Raw genomic sequence first — 18,126 nt, 5'->3', positions numbered from 1 at the left:
ACTTATTATTGTCCATAGAAGTTAGGTTTGTATTTTTATGTACTTGAACTTAAACAAGTTAAAAGACAACAATAAATTACACATTACCGCTAGTGAGTGATCTATATCCTTCCGCTATCTATGTAGGATTGAAGCGGAAGCTGGGGCGACTCCGAGTGGATCAGCGTGCGCCTTGAGACCCTGGACGGAGCTGAAAGCGGAGGAAGCGGCTCAAGCCACGCCCACCGGAAAGCGTCCCCAGCTGGAGCTTCAATCCCCTTGTACTCAAAACGTAATTCTCCATTTCAATGACACTTTGGTTAAAACTTTTATTCCTATACCGATATATTCGCAAAAAGATTAATAATCATAAAATAAACCTATGTAATTGTCAAGGGGATATGCTTGAAAAAGTCAGTCATTTCCGATATAGTCAATTATGAATTTATCAAATAAGGATGGAGGCTGACAGATGGAAAACACATATGCGATCGTCCTAGCAGCAGGACAGGGCACGCGAATGAAGTCGGATCTTTACAAAGTACTTCATCCAGTCTGTGGCAAGCCGATGGTGGAGCATGTGATCGATCATATTCGTGATCTTCAAGCAGATCGGATTGTCACGATTGTCGGTCACGGCGCTGAAATGGTAGAGCAGACATTGGGCGACAAAAGTGAATACGCCCTGCAGGCAGAACAACTAGGCACTGCCCATGCCGTGCAACAAGCGGAGGCCGTACTTGCAGATCTTGACGGCACCACACTCGTCGTCTGCGGTGATACACCCCTAATCAGCACGGAAACGATGGCAGCACTCCTTGCACACCATCACGAAACAGAAGCGAAAGCAACGATACTTACTGCAATTGCAGATGATCCGACGGGATATGGTCGAATCATCCGCGCAGAGAACGGCGACGTAGTGCGGAACGTCGAACATAAAGATACAAATGATGGAGAACGTCTCGTCAAGGAAATCAACACAGGTACGTATTGCTTTGATAACCGTGTGCTATTCGACACGCTGAAGAAAGTGAACAACGATAACGCACAAGACGAATATTATCTTCCAGACGTATTGGGAATCTTGAAATCTGAAGGGCAGAGAATTTCAGCTTACACGACTCCAGACTTCCATGAAACGCTAGGTGTCAATGATCGTGTAGCTTTAGCGAAGGCTGAAAAAGGCATGCGTCAACTGATAGCGGAGAAGCATATGCGCAATGGCGTCACAATCATCAGTCCTGAGCAAACAGTGATCAGTTCAGAAGCTGAAATTGGACGTGACACGATTATTCAACCTGGCGTACTCATTGAAGGCGCTACGAAGATCGGTTCACAATGTGTCATTGGTCCGAACAGTCACATTCAAAATAGTACGGTGGGCGACCACACGACAGTTCATTCTTCAGTTGTCCGTGATAGCGCTATAGGCAATGAGACGGCAGTTGGGCCATTTGCCCACTTGCGTCCTGAAACACAGCTCGGTGATCATGTGAAAGTTGGAAACTTTGTCGAGGTGAAAAAATCACGACTTGGTGACGATAGTAAAGTTTCACACCTCAGCTATATAGGAGATACGGAAATAGGCAAGAATGTTAACGTTGGCTGTGGTACGATTACAGTGAATTACGATGGTAAAAACAAACATAAGACAGAGATAGAAGATTATGCATTCATTGGATGCAATGCCAATTTAGTCGCACCAGTGACGATAGGAAAGAATGCGATTGTGGCAGCGGGATCCACAGTCACAAAAAATGTCCCTGAAAATTCACTTGCAATTGCACGCGTTCGGCAAGAGAATAAAGAAGGATACGTAAAAAACTAATCTTACCCAACCAACAGGAGGGCCATCATGGCAAATCATTATCCAAACGACAAACTGAAAATCTTTTCTTTAACTGCGAATGAACCACTTGCACAAGAAGTAGCAGAGCAAATCGGGCTTCCGCTCGGCAAACTCTCAGTCAAACGTTTTAGTGACGGAGAAATCCAAATCAATATCGATGAAAGCATCCGTGGCTGTGAAGTATTTGTTATTCAATCCACTTCTAATCCGGTCAACGATAATCTCATGGAGCTTCTCATTATGCTAGATGCCTTAATGCGTGCTTCTGCGCGTACGATTAACGTGGTAATGCCATATTACGGCTATGCACGCCAAGACCGTAAAGCGAGTTCACGTGAACCTATCACGGCTAAATTAGTTGCGAACTTACTAGAAAAAGCAGGAGCTGACCGCGTAATTGCAGTAGACCTGCATGCACCACAAATTCAAGGTTTCTTCGACATTCCAATCGATCACTTGATTGCAGAACCGATCTTAACTGAGTACTTCCAGAGCGAAGGACTAGGCGGCGATGACTTGGTTATCGTTTCACCTGACCACGGCGGTGTAACACGTGCGCGTAAAATGGCTGATCGTATGAAAGCGCCAATTGCGATTATTGATAAGCGTCGTCCACGTCCGAACGTAGCGGAGGTCATGAATATCGTTGGCAATGTAGAAGGAAAGACCGCGATATTGATCGATGATATTATCGATACAGCCGGTACTATCACTATTGCTGCGAGCGCCTTAATTGAAAGTGGAGCCAAAGAAGTGTATGCTTGTTGTTCACACCCTGTTTTATCCGGACCAGCGATTGAGCGCATTAATAATTCTCAAATCAAGCAATTAGTGATTACGAATTCTATTAAATTGCCGGAAAGTAAACAATCTCCAAAGATCAAACAGCTATCTATTGCGCCACTATTGGCATCTGCAATTATACGTGTGTTTGAGAACAAATCTGTAAGTACATTATTTGAGTGATGACAAGTTAACACTTGTCTTCTGATATTAAAAATCCCAAAAAAATTAAGATAGGATAGGTGACTTGACAAATGAGCACAATTCAGTCGAAATCAAGAGAAACTGACAAGAAAACAGTAAGCGAATTACGAAAAAATGGTTGGATTCCTTCCGTAGTTTATGGTTATAAAACGGAAAGCACACCAATTGCAGTAAAAGAACGCGATCTTCTAGACACACTTCGTGAAACAGGAAGAAATGGCGTAATCAAACTGACTGTTGAAGATAAAGATGTAAACGTTGTACTAAACGATTACCAGTCTGACGTATTGACTGGTTTCCTTACACACGCTGACTTCTTAGCGATCAACATGACAGAAGAGCTTGAAGTAGACGTAGCAATCAACTTAGTTGGAACTGCTCCAGGTGAAAAAGAAGGCGGAACTGTTCAACAACCAGTATGGGAAGTTACAATCCGCGTAAAACCTTCTGAAATTCCTGATCATATCGACGTTGATGTTTCTGAACTTCAAATCGGAGAAACGATTCTTGTTGGCGATATCCGCGACAAAGTGAAGTTTGAAATCCTGACTGAAGATGAAGTAGGATTAGTAACAATCTCTGCACCACGTACTGAAGCTGAACTAGAAGCATTGGATGAAGCTACTGAAAGCACTGAAGCAGAGCCGGAAGTAATCGGTGAAGATAAAGAAGAAAAATAAGTTACAAAATGGGCGCACGAGTGTAAACCGTGCGCTCCTTTTCTATGTATATATATCGTTTAGAAAAGGAAGAGAAAAACATGAAATTACTAATTGGTCTCGGAAATCCCGGGAAGAACTATGAAAACACGCGTCACAATATTGGATTTCAAGTCATTGATGAATTAGCTAAACGCTTTCAAGCACCAGCATTCCAGCAAAAGTTTAATGGGCAATTTACAACCGTCCATACACCTGAAGGTAAAGTGATTTTACTGAAGCCTATGACGTATATGAACTTGTCTGGAGAATGCGTTCGTCCTTTAGCGGATTATTTTGAAGTAAATGATGAAGAAATTGTTGTGTTATACGATGATTTAGATTTACCTGCAGGAAAGATTCGACTTCGACAAAAAGGAAGTGCTGGCGGCCACAATGGTATGAAGTCGCTCATTGCACACCTAGGCACGTCTGAATTCAATCGGATCCGTATCGGTGTTGACCGTCCAAATGGTGGCATGAAAGTCGCTGACTATGTATTATCTCCATTTAGCAAGGACGAGCAGCCGTTGATTGAAGATGCGATACAAAAAAGTGCAGATGCTTGTGAAGAATGGACAAAAAAGACACCATTCCTCGAAGTGATGAATAAATTTAACGGATAAGCATAATACCGCCACTCTTTGCCTATACTTTGAAAAAGGAAGGTGAAGAGAGTATGATCCGTTATTCTTGCAATCACTGCCAGACGGAAATGGGCTCCATTCCATTTGAATCGGCCAAGGAAACTATCAGTCAGTTAGACGACGCAGATAAAAGTTCATATTTATCCGTAGATCCGGATGGTGGCTTGCACATACGATGTATTTGTGAACACTGCGAGCAATCATTGCAGAAGTTCCCGGATTATTACACCTTAAAGAAATGGTTACAATAAGTAACAGATGCTTTGGCGCTGATTGCCAAAGCTTTTTGTGTATAAAGTATTCTGATCGACATAAATAGATAAACTAATTTAATAGATAAGGAGGAGGAGCCGAGTGGGAGTAATAGAACAACTTTTTCTGGAAGAGAAAGAGATTCGAGGATTGCTGAACGATTTAGAAGATGGACAGGATCAGCAGTTGATTACAGGTCTTTCAGGTGGTTCCAAAGCGATTTTCTTTAAACTAATTCAGCAGTCACTGACACGTCCTGTCTTGATTGTCTCACCCAATATGCTTCAAGCACAACGAACATATGAAGATGTAAGTAAATTGGTTAGTGATGAGCATATTCACTTGTATACAGCGGAAGAATTGGTTGCTGCAGACTTTTCATTCGCTAGTTATGAACTGCGTGCAGGCAGGATTGACACGCTAGACCACATGGCGCGTACAGGTAGTGGTATATATATCACGCCAGTTGCGGGCTTGCGCAAGTTATTGCCGTCAAAGGAACGCTGGTTGGCACACTATGTAACGGCTACGACAGATGATGAGATTGATATGGGTATTTGGCTAGAGAAGCTTGTATCCATGGGCTATATACGAAAAGACCTGGTGAGTGCACCGGGTGAATTTGCGTTGCGTGGCGGAATATTAGACGTCTATCCGCTGACGATGGCAGAACCTGTACGTATAGAGTTATTCGATACGACAATTGATTCGATCCGGACATTTTCGGCAGAAGATCAGCGTTCTACAGGTAAATTGGATTCAATTACTTTGTTACCAGCGACCGAATTTATCTGGACACCTGATGAATTACAACAAGTTTCACAAAAAGTGGAGCAAGCGTTGGGCGAAAGTTTAACAAAAATTAAAAGTGAAGAATTACAACAACAATTATTGATGACGATTATGCAAGATATAGGCATGATGAAAGATGGTATTGTGCCAGAAGCGATGAAGAAATACGCGTCATTTTCCTCTGAAGCAAGTGCGATGTTGACGGATTACTTGCCGACAAACGGTCTTATCATTTTTGATGAATTGGGCCGCATACAAGAATCGGCGGCTACGTTGGAGTCAGAAGAGCAGGAGTATCAGCTTTCGATGCTTGAAGACGGGAAAATGCTACATGATACGAAACTAGCGTGGAAATACGAACAAGTACTTGAGGGTATTAAGCAGCAACGATTCTATCTATCTTTATTTACACGTGCGGTACCTGGATTTACTATTAAGAAGTCTATTTCGATTTCTTGTAAGCCGATGCAACAATTCCATAGCCAGATGCCTCTGCTGAAAAGTGAAATAGAGCGTTGGAAGCAAGGTAAATATAACGTCTTTCTATTGGCTTCTTCAAATGAAAGAATGCATACGATCCAAGAGATTTTACGAGAGTATGATATAGAAGCAGTGATAGATGGTAAGCCTAGTAAAGAAGGTATATTGTCGATTATAGAAGGGGATTTGTCTGCGGGATTTGAATTGCCGTTTCAGAAACTTGCGGTTATTACAGATGCAGAGCTGTTTACAGGCAAGCCGAAACGTAAAGCACGAGCCCCTAAACTAACGAACGCTGAGCGGATCAAAAGTTACTCGGAAATCAAGCCGGGCGACTATATCGTCCATGTTCATCACGGTATCGGGAAATATTATGGCGTCGTTACGCTTGATGTCAAAGGCATCCAGAAAGACTATTTAGATATTCGTTACCGCGGTGAAGATAAACTCTTTGTACCTGCTGATCAGATTGATTTAATTCAAAAGTATGTCGCTTCCGGTGAAAAAGAGCCGAAGTTACATAAACTTGGCGGTACCGATTGGGTTAAAACAAAACGCAAAGTGACAGCGGCCATACAAGATATTGCAGATGACTTGATCAAGTTGTACGCAAGGCGAGAAGCGGAAAAAGGATTTGCTTTTGGTGAAGACGATGATTTGCAACGTTCATTTGAAAATGCTTTCCCGTATGAAGAAACGCAAGACCAGTTGCAATCCATTGATGAAATCAAAAAAGATATGGAACGTATACGACCAATGGATCGATTGTTATGTGGGGATGTAGGGTATGGAAAAACGGAAGTTGCGATCCGTGCTGCATTTAAAGCGGTAACGAACGGTAAACAAGTGGCCTTTTTGGTGCCGACTACTATTTTGGCACAGCAACATTTTGAGACGATGAAAGAACGTTTCGCGGATTATCCTGTAACCGTTTCATTACTTAATCGTTTTCGCACGAAGAAAGAACAAGATGAAACGATCAAAGGACTGAAAGCGGGAACTGTCGATATTGTCATCGGTACACATCGATTATTGTCAAAAGACGTAGTGTATCAAGATCTTGGGCTTCTCGTTGTCGATGAAGAGCAACGTTTTGGTGTAACACATAAAGAAAAGTTGAAGCAGTTGAAAAATAACGTAGACGTGCTGACGTTGACTGCAACACCGATTCCAAGAACTTTGCATATGTCAATGATGGGCGTACGTGACCTGTCTGTCATTGAAACACCACCAGCCAATCGCTTCCCTGTCCAGACATATGTCATGGAATATAACGGTGGTTTGGTACGAGAAGCAATTGAGCGAGAGATGGGCCGCGGCGGACAGGTCTTCTATTTATATAACCGAGTAGAAGATATGGATCGCAAAGTGCAGGAAATCCGTGACTTGGTACCTGAAGCACGTATTGCCTCTGCGCACGGTCGTATGGGGGAAGCTGCCCTGGAAGCGGTGATTTTGAGTTTCCTTGAAGGGGAATTTGATGTGCTTGTTACGACAACCATCATTGAAACAGGAATCGACATCCCGAACGTCAATACGTTGATTGTTCATGACGCGGATCGGATGGGGCTGTCACAGCTCTATCAATTGCGTGGACGGGTCGGCCGTTCAAACCGTGTAGCATACAGCTATATGCTCTATCAGCGTGATAAAGTGTTGACTGAAGTCGCGGAAAATCGCTTGCAGGCGATTAAAGAGTTCACTGAACTTGGATCTGGCTTTAAAATTGCGATGCGTGATCTATCCATTCGAGGGGCAGGAAATTTACTCGGCTCACAGCAACATGGATTTATTGATTCAGTCGGTTTCGATTTGTATTCGCAATTGCTACAAGAAGCGATAGAAGAAAGACAGACCGGTGTTGTCAAAGAAGATAAAGTGGATGTCGAAATTTCTTTGCCTATTAATGCATACTTGCCTGAAACATACATTCAAGACGGTTATCAAAAAATCCAAATGTATAAACGCGTAAAAGCGATTACGGGCGATGAGGATTACTTGGAGCTCGTCGATGAAATGATCGACCGCTTTGGCGATATGCCATTTGAAGCTGACCTATTGCTACGCGTTGGACGCATGAAGGCTTGGGGACGTGATGCTGGCGTGGTCTCCATCAAAAATGTGCAAGGTATAGTAGAAATTCGTTTATCTGAAGAAGGAACAGCTCGTGCTGACGGCGCAAAACTGATGGAACGCTCGTTGAAGTTTGGCCATGCAGTTGGACTAACTATTGATAATGGACAAATTACTGTAACCGTGAATGAAAAGAAGTCCAATCAGTTCACGGAGTTCGATATGGTCGAAGACATGGTACACACGATGCAGGAAACGGCAAAGGAAGTAGAATCTTCGGATGCCTTGTAACACCTCGATTGCATAAAATGACCAATGTTGATGCATACTACTCTCAGAAATACATTTCATTTCGAGAAAGTGAGGCATTATACATGAAAGCAACGGGTATTGTCCGCAGAATTGATGACTTGGGAAGAGTTGTGATACCAAAAGAAATTAGAAGGACACTTCGCATTCGTGAAGGTGACCCTTTGGAAATATTCACCGATCGTGAAGGGGAAGTCATATTAAAGAAGTATTCACCTATATCAGAGCTTGGTGAATTTGCTGTGGAATATGCGGAATCACTTTACGAAACAATTGGTACGCCGGCGTTGATCAGTGACCGTGACGAGATGCTCGCGGTGGCGGGTCTTGCCAAGAAAGATTATATGAACCGCCAATTGTCACCCGTTTGTGAGGAGATCCTTAATGGTAGGTCCACTATCATGGAAAAACACGAAAAGACGGTCGAATGGGTGCCGGGTCAAGTGGAGCAGATTAAATCCTATTGTATAGCACCAATTATTACAAATGGTGATGCAATAGGCGCGATCTATTTGCTGTCAAAGGTTCACTTTGTTGGTGAAGTTGAACAAAAGGCTGCAGAGACAGCAGCCAATTTCTTGGCAAAACAAATGGAAAACTAAGCAAGTTTGATAAATATGTAAAATTTTTAATGAAAACTCACAGTAGACGTATCTGCTGTGAGTTTTTTATCGTCCAGTTTATTGTTGGTTGAATGTTTTACATTATTTATAGATTTATAGTACATATAGGGCAGTCGTAATACTTATAATTCGTTAATAAATTATTGAATAAACTCGCATAAAAAACCGAAATCATCCGAATACACCTCCCGAAAAGTTCAATTTTTTTCTTCGTTTAAAAAGTGAAACACTTCACATACTGACTGTATAATTCCGTTTTCACGTGTAAAATCTTTACGTGAAGGTTTTCACAAAACCGCTTAGTGAAGGGCTTCACAAGCCATGAAGTCAAAAGTGAAACGTTTCACATACTACTAAAAAGACTAAAAGTCAAAACTTTTTTTACTTTTTTTAAAACCAGTATAAAACCTTTGACAAAGGGAATGTAACCGCTTACGAATTTACAATTTTTTGATTTGAAAGAATATTGATGCTTGTAATTGGTTTGCGTTTGCGCTTATAATCACTACCAACACGAAGGAACAATAAAAAACCGGACAGGGAGAGCGATATTATGAACAGGAAGTATAAATCTTCTTTACACATGCATCAAATTCACAATGGAAAAATGGAAGTCGTTTCGAAAGTACCGTTAGAGAATAAAGAGGATTTGAGTTTGGCGTACTCGCCAGGAGTGGCTGAACCATGTGTAGAAATCGCTCACGACCCATCACTAGCGTATGAATATACAATTAAGGGGAATTTAGTTGCAGTTGTAACAGATGGAACGGCTGTACTTGGTTTAGGAGATATCGGTCCTGAGGCTGCTTTGCCAGTAATGGAAGGAAAAGCATTATTGCTGAAGCAATTTGCAGGGATCGATGCATTCCCTATATGTCTTGATACAAAAGATGTGGATGAAATCGTCAATATTGTAAAAGCAATTAGCCCAACATTTGGTGCGGTAAATCTGGAAGATATCTCTGCTCCCCGTTGTTTCGAAATTGAGCGTAGATTGCGTGAAGAATGTAGTATTCCAATTTTCCACGACGATCAACATGGCACGGCAATTGTAGTAGGAGCTGGATTGCTTAATGCATTGAAAGTAGTGGGGAAACAAAAAGAAGAAGTTAAAATCGTCTTGAACGGTGCCGGTGCCGCTGGAGTTGCGATTACAAAACTATTGTTGAGTATGGGCTTCGAAAACATTATTATGTGTGATTCAAAAGGAATTATTTATGAAGGCCGAGAGAACGCAATGAATAATGTGAAGCATGAAATGTCACGCGTCACGAATCGAGAGAAGATTGAAGGTTCATTAGCAGACGCAATGAAAGGTGCAGACATATTCGTTGGTGTATCTGTTGCAAACTTGCTAACGAAGGAATTGATTGCGCTGATGAATACAGATCCAATCGTATTTGGTCTTGCGAATCCAATGCCTGAGTTGAAACCGGAGTTGGCTGAAGAATACGGTGTGCGCATTATTGCGACAGGCCGTTCCGATTATCCTAACCAAGTCAACAACGTCTTAGCATTCCCGGGCATATTCCGTGGAGCTCTAGACGTTAGAGCGACAGAAATCAATGAAGAGATGAAGCTCGCAGCAACGTACGCGATTGCAGATTTGATCAAGGATGAAGATCTGCGTGATGATTACATCATTCCGGATCCGTTTGATGATCGTATTCCAACAATTGTTGCGCATGCGGTAGGAAAAGCGGCCATGCGCTCAGGTGTATCCGTTGCAAAGGAACTGATTTTGCCTACACCCAGATGAAGATGAATAATGACCCGTCTTTCCTAACAACTATAGGAAAGACGTTTTTTTATGGAGTGAGTAGACGAAGAGGACAGAACGATGTTCGACGTTCGGGCTGAACTCTTTATCATGGACTTCCGAATTATTGATAACAGGGGGCGCTCATTAATTACTGCAACTGCTCATAGTTCCTAGTCAACCGCTCTATGGCGCCGGATTTCCGCTCTATCTACATGAGCGAGTGCTCAATCATACTCCCTAAGCGATCATAAACACTGTGCAACCGCTCTAAGGTTTGTTCTTCTATAGCGCCTAGCGCACACACGCCGGCTTCGTTGTGCACGTATAGTATGATAAAACCAAATCGGCTGGAGGGAGCGGAATGACTTGGCTACTGATCATAGGCTTTGCAATTTCATCTAGTATCGACAACTTTGGAGTCGGACTTTCTTACGGCGTACAGCGGGTTCGAATTCCACCCACTTCAAATGCACTCATTGCGGCAATTTGTTTCATCTTCAGTTTAATCGGCATCGTCTCAGGTGCATGGTTAGCTGTATTATTGCCAGGAATCTTACCTGATCTCATAGCGTTTGCTGTGCTCAGCATCATCGGAATACGCATCGTGGTGATCGCGTTTCGTCAACAGAGGAAACATCAAGCGAATGTGTTCAGTGAACCCGAAAAAATGGACTTTGACGGATCTTCGCATATTAGTCTGGGTGAAGCTTTGTTACTTGGGATCGCGCTTTCCGCGAATGCATTGACGAACGGAGTAGGGGCGGGGCTTTTGACATTATCACCGTTAGCTATCGCGCTGTCGGCAGCTGTGGGTAGCTACATCACATTATCGATCGGTGTAGGATTGGGTGCAAAACTGGCAGGTGTGCGAATTGGCAAGATGTCAGTTGGCCAGTTCGGGACATTCATGAGTGGTGTCATTATTTTATTAATTGCAGTCACACGCCTATTCTAATGAAATGGTATACTAGGAACCATCATCAAATGAAAGAGGCGCGTATATGGCGTTGACTAAATGGAATATGAAGTCGTTTATGAAGGGTGCGTCGATTCTGACGATTGCCGCCATCATTGTCAAAGTGCTGAGCGCGGTCTATCGGGTCCCTTTTCAAAACTTAGTTGGAGATAAAGGTTTTTATATTTATCAGCAAGTGTATCCATTCATCGGAATATTTATCGTATGGACATCTTCAGGTTTTGCCGTCGCTGTCTCTAAAATGCTCGCGGAGAGTAAAGGACCTGGAGAGTCACGTGGAATTTTACGAGTATCGCTCGCCTATCTTCTCGCGTTATCAGTAGGGGTTTTTCTGTTATTACGATCAGGATCATCGTTCTTCGCTGATTTAATGGGAGACCCTGCTTTGGCACCTGTATTGCAGACTGGCGCGTATATCGTGCTCGTATTGCCATTCCTTGCTGTGCTAAAGGGTGTCTTTCAATCAGAGGGGCAAATGATACCTGTAGCCATCTCTAACGTCTCAGAGCAGCTGTTCAGGGTTGTGATCGTGTTGGCAGGTACATGGATTGCGTTGCGTGCAGGGGCTTCACTTTATAAAGTAGGAGAAATCACGATGTGGGCTGCAGTAGCAGGAGAAGCGGTAGGTGTATTGATTCTAACAAGGTTCTTTCTACAGCGGGAGCGTATGACGATAGCGACTGTAAAGCCGTGGCAAGTAATTAGAGATCTGACCAAAATCAGCATTGGTGTCAGTGCGAGTTCATTAATTTTATTGGTGTTTCAATTAGTGGATTCTTTCACGATCTATAATGCATTAGTCGAGGCTGGTGTGATGAGTGAGACTGCCATGGAAATGAAAGGCGTCTATGACCGAGGACAGCCGCTTGCGCAAATGGGTATTTTACTCGCTTCTACATTAGCGTTAGCACTTGTTCCTTTAATTGCGCATCACGCATCCAAAATGGGCGGAAAAGGTGCATTGCCGTTTATAAGTCTGACATTCAGGACATCTATTTTATTCGGCTGGGCTGCGACAATAGGATTGGTTCTCGTACTGCCTTTCGTCAATGAAATGCTATTCCAGACGCGAACAGGCTCTGTCGCGCTGATCATCTTCTGCATCCAGATTTTCTGGTTGTCGATTATTTTACCACTAACCGCTATTCTTCAAGGAAGTGGAAAAGTACGTGGGCCGTTATTACTCATGTTGCTTGGCATCGCAATAAAACTAACGACTACACCATGGATGGTACGACGATATGGAATTGAAGGTGCAGCCGCCTCAGGTGCCATCGCGTTTGCGATCGTTGCTGTGTTATTGATCTTCTATTTCAAAAGGTTTTGGAAGTTCCCATTAGTACCGCGACGTTTTTACACCGTGTTGCTTATTGCAGGTGTGGCCATGACAGGGGTACTGATTCCGTGGATGTTCATCGCCGATTATTGGCTATTTGCCGGCCTGTCACCACGAATAAGCTCAACATTAACTGCCATATCAGCTGTCGCAATTGGAGCGATCATATTCCTTTTCGTCGTCCTGAAATCACGTATAATGAAAGAAAAAGAGTGGTATTTACTACCTTTCGGGAAACGATTGGCGACTGCTCAACTATGGCTAACTAAAAATAGAAGGTGAATGATATGAATAAAATAACAGTAATCGGATTGGGCGCAAGTGATTTAGAACAACTATCACTTGGCACGTATCGCCTATTGAAAGAAGCGGACCATCTTTACATTCGAACGGAAGAGCATCCCGTCGTTGCGGAGTTGCGTTCAGAAGGGGTAGAAATGGAAAGCTTCGATTCGATTTATGAAGCGAATGATTCATTTGAAGCCGTCTATCAGCAAATCGTCGACAAACTTTTTGAAATGAGTGTGCATCAGCCAATTACATACGCTGTGCCAGGACACCCGCTTGTGGCGGAACGTACGGTTCAATTATTAATTGAAAAAGAACGTACAGGTGAAATTGAACTTCATATCGCGGGGGGCAGCAGCTTTCTTGACCCGATTTTCACGGCACTCCGTATCGATCCAATTGAAGGGTTCCAGCTACTGGATGGCACGGACTTGAAACGTGATGATGTACGCATGGATCAACACGTATTAATTGGACAAGTCTACGATGCATTCGTTGCATCTGAAGTGAAATTATCTTTGATGGAGAAGTACCCTGACCATCATGTTGTCACCATCGTTACATCAGCGGGTTCCCAAGATGAAAAACTGACTGACGTCCCGTTGTTCGAGCTTGATCGCACAGTGACATTGAATAACTTGACGACAGTTTATGTACCACCAATACTGGATAATGAACAGCGGCTAAAAGAGTGGAATTCATTAAGAGAGATCATTGCAATTTTACGTGGACCGGATGGTTGCCCTTGGGATCGCGAGCAAACGCATGAATCATTGAAGCGCTATTTAATCGAAGAATCCTTTGAGTTGATTCAGGCGATTGATGAAGAAGATGATGACGCGATCGTCGAAGAGCTAGGAGATGTATTACTACAAGTATTCCTTCATGCACAAATCGGCGAAGACAACGGCTACTTTACGATGGAAGACGTACTTGAAACGGTCGCAGCTAAAATGATTCGTCGCCATCCACATGTATTTGCGCAAGCTGAAGCTGACACTACAGATGAAGTGCTGACGAACTGGCAAGCGATCAAGGACCAAGAAAAACCGAAAACATCTACATTGTTAGAAGGACAAGAGCGATTGGCATCCTCTTTGCTAACATCTTATAACTATCAAAAGACCGCAGCCAAAGTAGGATTCGACTGGCCTTCTATAGAAGGAGCTTTTGACAAGTTCCAAGAAGAGTGGCAAGAGTTCCAGGAAGAAGTGCATAACGGCGGAGTGGAGCAACAGCTGGACGAGCTTGGAGATGTCCTATTCACTATCGTCAACATCGCAAGATTCCTCAAGATCTCACCAGAAGAAGCGATGTGGCATACAAATGAAAAGTTCAAATCCCGTTTTCAATTTGTGGAGCAGTCCGTTAAACAAGGAAGCGGCAGTTTTGAAGACTATACATTAGAGGAACTTGAAGAGTTCTGGCAACAGGCCAAACGAAAGGGAGAATCCAAATGAGACTAGATAAATTTCTTAAAGTATCCCGCTTTATCAAACGCCGTACACTCGCAAAGCAAGTGGCGGACCAAGGGAGAATTACGATTAACGGAAAAGTGGCCAAAGCCTCTTCAGTCGTCAAACCGGGGGATGAGCTATCCATCCGCTTCGGTCAGAAAATTGTCAATGCTACAGTTAATGAGCTGAAGGCGTCTACTAAGAAAGAGGACGCGGCAGGCATGTACACGATCACAAGTGAAGAGCGCTTGGACAAAGTGGAGCCTGAATTTGTGGATGATGAAAATTAAAACTAATTAACGAAGAGACAGCCTGTAGTTGGGTTGTCTTTTTTAATAGATAGACTAGCTAATGGGATTTGTACTTCAATTAAAAACAGCTTGTCATGTTTGGCCAAGCCCCTGCATATGATATGGGGAACGTACTAGAGAAGGGGGACGCATATGCAGATTCAAACAGACAGCTCAATGTATACTATTCCATCAGGAGACCACGTAGTGACGATGCGCAATCGCAAAAGAATGGATCTCACATCCGTGAAAACGATCGACCGCTTTGATCAGGAGGAATTTCTTGTTAGAACATCGCTTGGCGTACTGCAAATCCGTGGGGAGGAACTGCGTATTGTACATCTAGATGTGGACAAGGGCTTGCTTACACTTGAAGGTACAGTCCAAACTTTGCAATACGACGATGAAGAAGCAGGCTCACGCAATTTCCTCCATAAACTATTCGGATGAGCCTATCCGTCCAGTTCTTCAGTCTGTTGGCGATGATCGGGACAGGGATTGCTGGTGGAATTGTAATGGATTTATTCGGAACGATTATCGCTGCGTGCGATAAACGTTCGTTCATTAGAAGATGGGCATTCTGGCTTGAGTGCATCATCTGGATTATGTTAGGGATTGGAGCCTTTTTGGTATTACTTATAGTACGTGACGGGGCATGGAGAATGTATGACCCCGTTGCCCAGGTTAGTGGCTTGTTATTGTACGCTGCCATCTTCCATAGTCCTGTCAGATTCGTAGGTAGACTATTGTTACTTGTGGTGCTTAGGCCGATTTGGCTCATCATTCGTCTTGTCTACCTGACGATTCACCGTATTGTCTATGTAATAGTCTCTATTTTGTCACTAATCATGTCTCCATTTACACGATTAGTAAAGAACATAGGGAAATACCTTCAAAAAAAATGCAGAGTACTATATAATAGAGTGCAATAGTAGAATTACGTCAGAAAGGTGTGTGCGCCATGAAAAAAACACAGAAGCCCTCAACGAAGAATGTAACATCAATCGATACAGACTATGTGCGCTCCATGCAAAAAAAAGAAAATTTTAAAAAAGCACAACAAAAACGTCTGCGTAATCGACTAGCTGTATTTTTTGTTATCGTCTGTGTGGTTGCTGGAAGTTTATTCAATATGAATGCTGGACAGAAAGAAATTCTGGCTGCCAAACATAAGGAAAAAGAACAAGCAACGGCTATACTAGAGGATTTGAAAGAACAGCAAGACCAACTGAATACGCAGTTAATTCGTCTGGATGATGATGAATATATTGCTAAACTTGCCCGCAAGGAATACTTTCTTTCTGAGTCCGACGAGATCATTTTTTCCATTCCAGATAAGAAGAAAGTTTCTGAAAAAGAGTCCGAAAAAGAGTAGTCAAGTTGACACTCTTTTTTTGTTGGCTATAATATAAGTAGGAGTCTGTAAAATACAGGCACTGCCAATATGGTTGATAGGCTTACGAGCCGCTTAAAACTTAAGGAGGAGCATTTTTTTTATGTCAATTGAAGTAGGCAGCAAGTTAGAGGGTAAAGTAACCGGGATCACAAATTTTGGGGCATTTGTTGAATTGCCAAGCGGATCCACAGGATTAGTCCATATTAGTGAAGTAGCTGACAATTATGTCAAAGATATAAACGATCATTTAAAAGTCGGTGATATGGTTGAAGTGAAGGTAATGAATGTGGGATCTGATGGTAAAATCGGTCTTTCCATCCGTAAGGCGAAGCCTGAGTCAGAACAGCGTCCACAGCGTCCACAACGTCCAACGAGACCTCGTCAAGGAAGCAAGCCAAGCTTTGAACGACCAGAGAACTTTGAGCAGAAGATGGCAAAGTTCATGAAGGACAGCGAAGAACGTCTAACTACCTTAAAGAGAGCGACAGAGTCCAAACGTGGCGGTCGTGGAGCTAGAAGGGGATAACTTGCTGACTGTTTCAACTGTGAACTAAAATCAGATGACATCCTATACGTATGTTCCGCACTATGGAGCATGCGTTTTTTGTGTCTGAAAATATATTTGGATGTATTGACTGGTGTTGGGTCGTTGCTCGAATTTTGCTTGGTCATTGAATGCAGTGAGGGTCATGCTTTGGACCCACGCAGGCACGTGGGGGATTGCCTCCAGCCATGAGCCAACTAGCGGTGGAGCTGCTAGCTGTCTCATGGCCACGGCCTACCCCGCAGTTGTGCCTGGGCTACTGAGTGGTTGACAAGTTAAATAGTGTTTTAGAAAAGATGAAGACCAGTGGATCGTTGCTCTAGATTGGCTTGTGCATGGAAAGTAGTGAGGGTCATGCTTTGGACCCGCACAGGCACGTGGGGGATTGCCTCCAGCCATGAGCCAACTAGCGGTGGAGCTCTGCTAGCTGTCTCATGGCCACGGCCGACCCCGCAGTTGTGCCTGCGCTGCTAAGTACTTACCAATTTAGGTTGTGGTTTATAAAAGAAGAAAACCAGTGACCGGGTAGTACTAGTTCCTATTCTTGTAAAACGAGTATCCGAACTGTCCTACACATAATCTAACGTAGGCGGCTGCATGTGGTAGGCGTAGTAATGAGACAGTCAGGCGCACTTCCTGTCTGGCTCATTGCGGAAGCCATCCACCACCGCCGAAGTGGGTCCAATGACCGCCCCACTTACTTTGCTAGTCAAACCGCTACCTCTGCATAAAACAAGGAAGAGTAAGGGGGTGTAAAAACCACTACCCAACATCGTATCCTACTTACTTGTAAGAACAAATTATCCACGTACTCGAAAAACAAGTACCTGAACTGCCCTACACCCCATCTAACGAAGGCGGCTGCATGTGGTAGGCGTAGTAATGAGACAGTCAGGCGCACTTCCTGTCTGGCTCATTGCGGAAGCCATCCACCACCGCCGAAGTGGGGCCAATGACCGCCCCACTTACATTGCCAGTCAAACCACTACCTCTGCACAAAACAAGGAAAAGCAAGGAGGTGCAAAAACCACTACCTACCATCGTATCCTATTTACTAGTACGAACAAATAATCCGTGTACTCGAAAAACAAGTAACCGACCTGCCCTACACCCTCTAACGCAGGCGACTGAATGGTAGGCTTATCGCGGTAGCCATCCACTGCCGAAGTGGGACCTATACCCTCCCCTACTTACATCACCAGTCAAACATCAATCTAATGACTCGAAAATAAAAAAAGCTACCAGATTACTGGTAGCTTTTCAGTGTATTATGAGAAATACTTGTTTACTTGTTCAAATACATCAGATTCCATGACGACTTTGCCATATTCCTCTATACGATGAATAGACATCTTAGACACCGCGCCGTATTCTGTAATCATACT

The 18,126-nt window shown here is 43.3% G+C and carries 20 protein-coding genes; 19 read left to right on the top strand and 1 reads right to left on the bottom strand.

Features of this window, described 5'->3' with window-relative positions; genetic code table 11:
- Window positions 1-451: 451 nt before the first annotated feature.
- The 19 genes from glmU to Q7P97_RS07570 all read left to right on the top strand — a co-directional run bounded on the left by glmU (window position 452) and on the right by Q7P97_RS07570 (window position 17,812).
- Window positions 452-1,810 (top strand): bifunctional UDP-N-acetylglucosamine diphosphorylase/glucosamine-1-phosphate N-acetyltransferase GlmU, encoded by a 1,359-nt coding sequence (glmU, locus tag Q7P97_RS07660; RefSeq protein WP_303968640.1) that lies wholly within the window; start codon window positions 452-454, stop codon window positions 1,808-1,810.
- A gap of 27 nt (window positions 1,811-1,837) precedes the next feature.
- Complete coding sequence (locus Q7P97_RS07655; RefSeq protein WP_085427757.1) at window positions 1,838-2,797, top strand: ribose-phosphate diphosphokinase; 960 nt, start codon at window positions 1,838-1,840, stop codon at window positions 2,795-2,797.
- Between the two features lie 71 nt (window positions 2,798-2,868).
- A complete protein-coding gene (locus Q7P97_RS07650) occupies window positions 2,869-3,498 on the top strand; it encodes a 50S ribosomal protein L25/general stress protein Ctc (protein ID WP_303968639.1) in 630 nt (209 codons plus the stop codon).
- Window positions 3,499-3,578: 80 nt separating this feature from the next.
- Window positions 3,579-4,142 (top strand): aminoacyl-tRNA hydrolase, encoded by a 564-nt coding sequence (pth, locus tag Q7P97_RS07645; RefSeq protein ID WP_303968638.1) that lies wholly within the window; start codon window positions 3,579-3,581, stop codon window positions 4,140-4,142.
- 53 nt (window positions 4,143-4,195) lie between these two features.
- Window positions 4,196-4,414: an anti-sigma-F factor Fin gene (locus tag Q7P97_RS07640; RefSeq protein WP_303968637.1), complete on the top strand. Its 219-nt coding sequence runs from the start codon at window positions 4,196-4,198 to the stop codon at window positions 4,412-4,414.
- A 103-nt stretch (window positions 4,415-4,517) separates the two neighbouring features.
- A complete protein-coding gene (mfd, locus tag Q7P97_RS07635; protein ID WP_303968636.1) occupies window positions 4,518-8,051 on the top strand; it encodes a transcription-repair coupling factor in 3,534 nt (1,177 codons plus the stop codon).
- 83 nt (window positions 8,052-8,134) lie between these two features.
- Window positions 8,135-8,671 (top strand): stage V sporulation protein T, encoded by a 537-nt coding sequence (gene spoVT, locus Q7P97_RS07630; protein WP_303968635.1) that lies wholly within the window; start codon window positions 8,135-8,137, stop codon window positions 8,669-8,671.
- 574 nt (window positions 8,672-9,245) lie between these two features.
- Window positions 9,246-10,451 (top strand): NAD(P)-dependent malic enzyme, encoded by a 1,206-nt coding sequence (locus Q7P97_RS07625; protein ID WP_303968634.1) that lies wholly within the window; start codon window positions 9,246-9,248, stop codon window positions 10,449-10,451.
- 364 nt (window positions 10,452-10,815) lie between these two features.
- Window positions 10,816-11,409 (top strand): sporulation membrane protein YtaF, encoded by a 594-nt coding sequence (gene ytaF, locus Q7P97_RS07620; RefSeq protein WP_303968633.1) that lies wholly within the window; start codon window positions 10,816-10,818, stop codon window positions 11,407-11,409.
- Between the two features lie 46 nt (window positions 11,410-11,455).
- Window positions 11,456-13,048, top strand: coding sequence for a putative polysaccharide biosynthesis protein (locus Q7P97_RS07615; RefSeq protein WP_303968632.1), 1,593 nt, complete (start codon window positions 11,456-11,458; stop codon window positions 13,046-13,048).
- A gap of 5 nt (window positions 13,049-13,053) precedes the next feature.
- Window positions 13,054-14,514: a bifunctional methyltransferase/pyrophosphohydrolase YabN gene (gene yabN / locus Q7P97_RS07610; protein WP_303968631.1), complete on the top strand. Its 1,461-nt coding sequence runs from the start codon at window positions 13,054-13,056 to the stop codon at window positions 14,512-14,514.
- Complete coding sequence (locus Q7P97_RS07605; RefSeq protein WP_303968630.1) at window positions 14,511-14,801, top strand: RNA-binding S4 domain-containing protein; 291 nt, start codon at window positions 14,511-14,513, stop codon at window positions 14,799-14,801. The genes yabN and Q7P97_RS07605 overlap by 4 nt, the downstream gene beginning before the upstream one ends.
- 153 nt (window positions 14,802-14,954) lie before the next feature.
- Window positions 14,955-15,251, top strand: coding sequence for a sporulation protein YabP (gene yabP / locus Q7P97_RS07600; RefSeq protein WP_029054884.1), 297 nt, complete (start codon window positions 14,955-14,957; stop codon window positions 15,249-15,251).
- Window positions 15,248-15,733, top strand: a complete 486-nt coding sequence (gene yabQ / locus Q7P97_RS07595; RefSeq protein WP_303968629.1) for a spore cortex biosynthesis protein YabQ — start codon at window positions 15,248-15,250, stop codon at window positions 15,731-15,733. Before yabP ends, yabQ begins: the two co-directional genes overlap by 4 nt.
- A 29-nt stretch (window positions 15,734-15,762) precedes the next feature.
- Window positions 15,763-16,176, top strand: a complete 414-nt coding sequence (locus Q7P97_RS07590; RefSeq protein ID WP_303968628.1) for an FtsB family cell division protein — start codon at window positions 15,763-15,765, stop codon at window positions 16,174-16,176.
- A gap of 121 nt (window positions 16,177-16,297) precedes the next feature.
- Window positions 16,298-16,723 carry a S1 domain-containing RNA-binding protein gene (locus Q7P97_RS07585; protein ID WP_029054887.1) on the top strand — a complete coding sequence of 142 codons (426 nt, stop codon included), beginning with the start codon at window positions 16,298-16,300 and terminating at the stop codon, window positions 16,721-16,723.
- A 163-nt stretch (window positions 16,724-16,886) separates the two neighbouring features.
- A complete protein-coding gene (locus Q7P97_RS07580) occupies window positions 16,887-17,012 on the top strand; it encodes a hypothetical protein (RefSeq protein ID WP_303968627.1) in 126 nt (41 codons plus the stop codon).
- A 328-nt stretch (window positions 17,013-17,340) separates the two neighbouring features.
- Window positions 17,341-17,472, top strand: a complete 132-nt coding sequence (locus Q7P97_RS07575; RefSeq protein WP_303968626.1) for a hypothetical protein — start codon at window positions 17,341-17,343, stop codon at window positions 17,470-17,472.
- A 136-nt stretch (window positions 17,473-17,608) separates the two neighbouring features.
- Window positions 17,609-17,812, top strand: a complete 204-nt coding sequence (locus Q7P97_RS07570; RefSeq protein WP_303968625.1) for a hypothetical protein — start codon at window positions 17,609-17,611, stop codon at window positions 17,810-17,812.
- A gap of 197 nt (window positions 17,813-18,009) precedes the next feature.
- Here Q7P97_RS07570 and Q7P97_RS15595 read toward each other — a convergent pair whose 3' ends face one another.
- Window positions 18,010-18,123: an adaptor protein MecA gene (locus Q7P97_RS15595; protein WP_483315731.1), complete on the bottom strand. Its 114-nt coding sequence runs from the start codon at window positions 18,121-18,123 to the stop codon at window positions 18,010-18,012.
- Between the last annotated feature and the right edge of the window lie 3 nt (window positions 18,124-18,126).

It is taken from the genome of Sporosarcina ureae, from assembly GCF_029267015.1.
Taxonomy (GTDB): domain Bacteria; phylum Bacillota; class Bacilli; order Bacillales_A; family Planococcaceae; genus Sporosarcina; species Sporosarcina ureae_D.
Note: the sequence above shows the minus strand (reverse complement) of the source record. Positions and strands in the feature narration are given on the sequence as shown.

Excerpts from the sequence above, each read along its gene's own strand:
- Q7P97_RS07650 (WP_303968639.1), top strand. The coding sequence starts at position 2,869 with ATGAGCACAATTCAGTCGAAATCAAGAGAAACTGACAAGAAAACAGTA.
- yabQ (WP_303968629.1), top strand. The coding sequence starts at position 15,248 with ATGAGCCTATCCGTCCAGTTCTTCAGTCTGTTGGCGATGATCGGGACA.
- spoVT (WP_303968635.1), top strand. The coding sequence starts at position 8,135 with ATGAAAGCAACGGGTATTGTCCGCAGAATTGATGACTTGGGAAGAGTT.
- pth (WP_303968638.1), top strand. The coding sequence starts at position 3,579 with ATGAAATTACTAATTGGTCTCGGAAATCCCGGGAAGAACTATGAAAAC.
- Q7P97_RS07605 (WP_303968630.1), top strand. The coding sequence starts at position 14,511 with ATGAGACTAGATAAATTTCTTAAAGTATCCCGCTTTATCAAACGCCGT.
- Q7P97_RS15595 (WP_483315731.1), bottom strand. The coding sequence starts at position 18,123 with ATGATTACAGAATACGGCGCGGTGTCTAAGATGTCTATTCATCGTATA.
- Q7P97_RS07580 (WP_303968627.1), top strand. The coding sequence starts at position 16,887 with ATGCTTTGGACCCACGCAGGCACGTGGGGGATTGCCTCCAGCCATGAG.
- glmU (WP_303968640.1), top strand. The coding sequence starts at position 452 with ATGGAAAACACATATGCGATCGTCCTAGCAGCAGGACAGGGCACGCGA.
- ytaF (WP_303968633.1), top strand. The coding sequence starts at position 10,816 with ATGACTTGGCTACTGATCATAGGCTTTGCAATTTCATCTAGTATCGAC.
- Q7P97_RS07655 (WP_085427757.1), top strand. The coding sequence starts at position 1,838 with ATGGCAAATCATTATCCAAACGACAAACTGAAAATCTTTTCTTTAACT.
- Q7P97_RS07585 (WP_029054887.1), top strand. The coding sequence starts at position 16,298 with ATGTCAATTGAAGTAGGCAGCAAGTTAGAGGGTAAAGTAACCGGGATC.
- Q7P97_RS07625 (WP_303968634.1), top strand. The coding sequence starts at position 9,246 with ATGAACAGGAAGTATAAATCTTCTTTACACATGCATCAAATTCACAAT.
- Q7P97_RS07640 (WP_303968637.1), top strand. The coding sequence starts at position 4,196 with ATGATCCGTTATTCTTGCAATCACTGCCAGACGGAAATGGGCTCCATT.
- Q7P97_RS07590 (WP_303968628.1), top strand. The coding sequence starts at position 15,763 with ATGAAAAAAACACAGAAGCCCTCAACGAAGAATGTAACATCAATCGAT.
- Q7P97_RS07615 (WP_303968632.1), top strand. The coding sequence starts at position 11,456 with ATGGCGTTGACTAAATGGAATATGAAGTCGTTTATGAAGGGTGCGTCG.
- yabN (WP_303968631.1), top strand. The coding sequence starts at position 13,054 with ATGAATAAAATAACAGTAATCGGATTGGGCGCAAGTGATTTAGAACAA.
- yabP (WP_029054884.1), top strand. The coding sequence starts at position 14,955 with ATGCAGATTCAAACAGACAGCTCAATGTATACTATTCCATCAGGAGAC.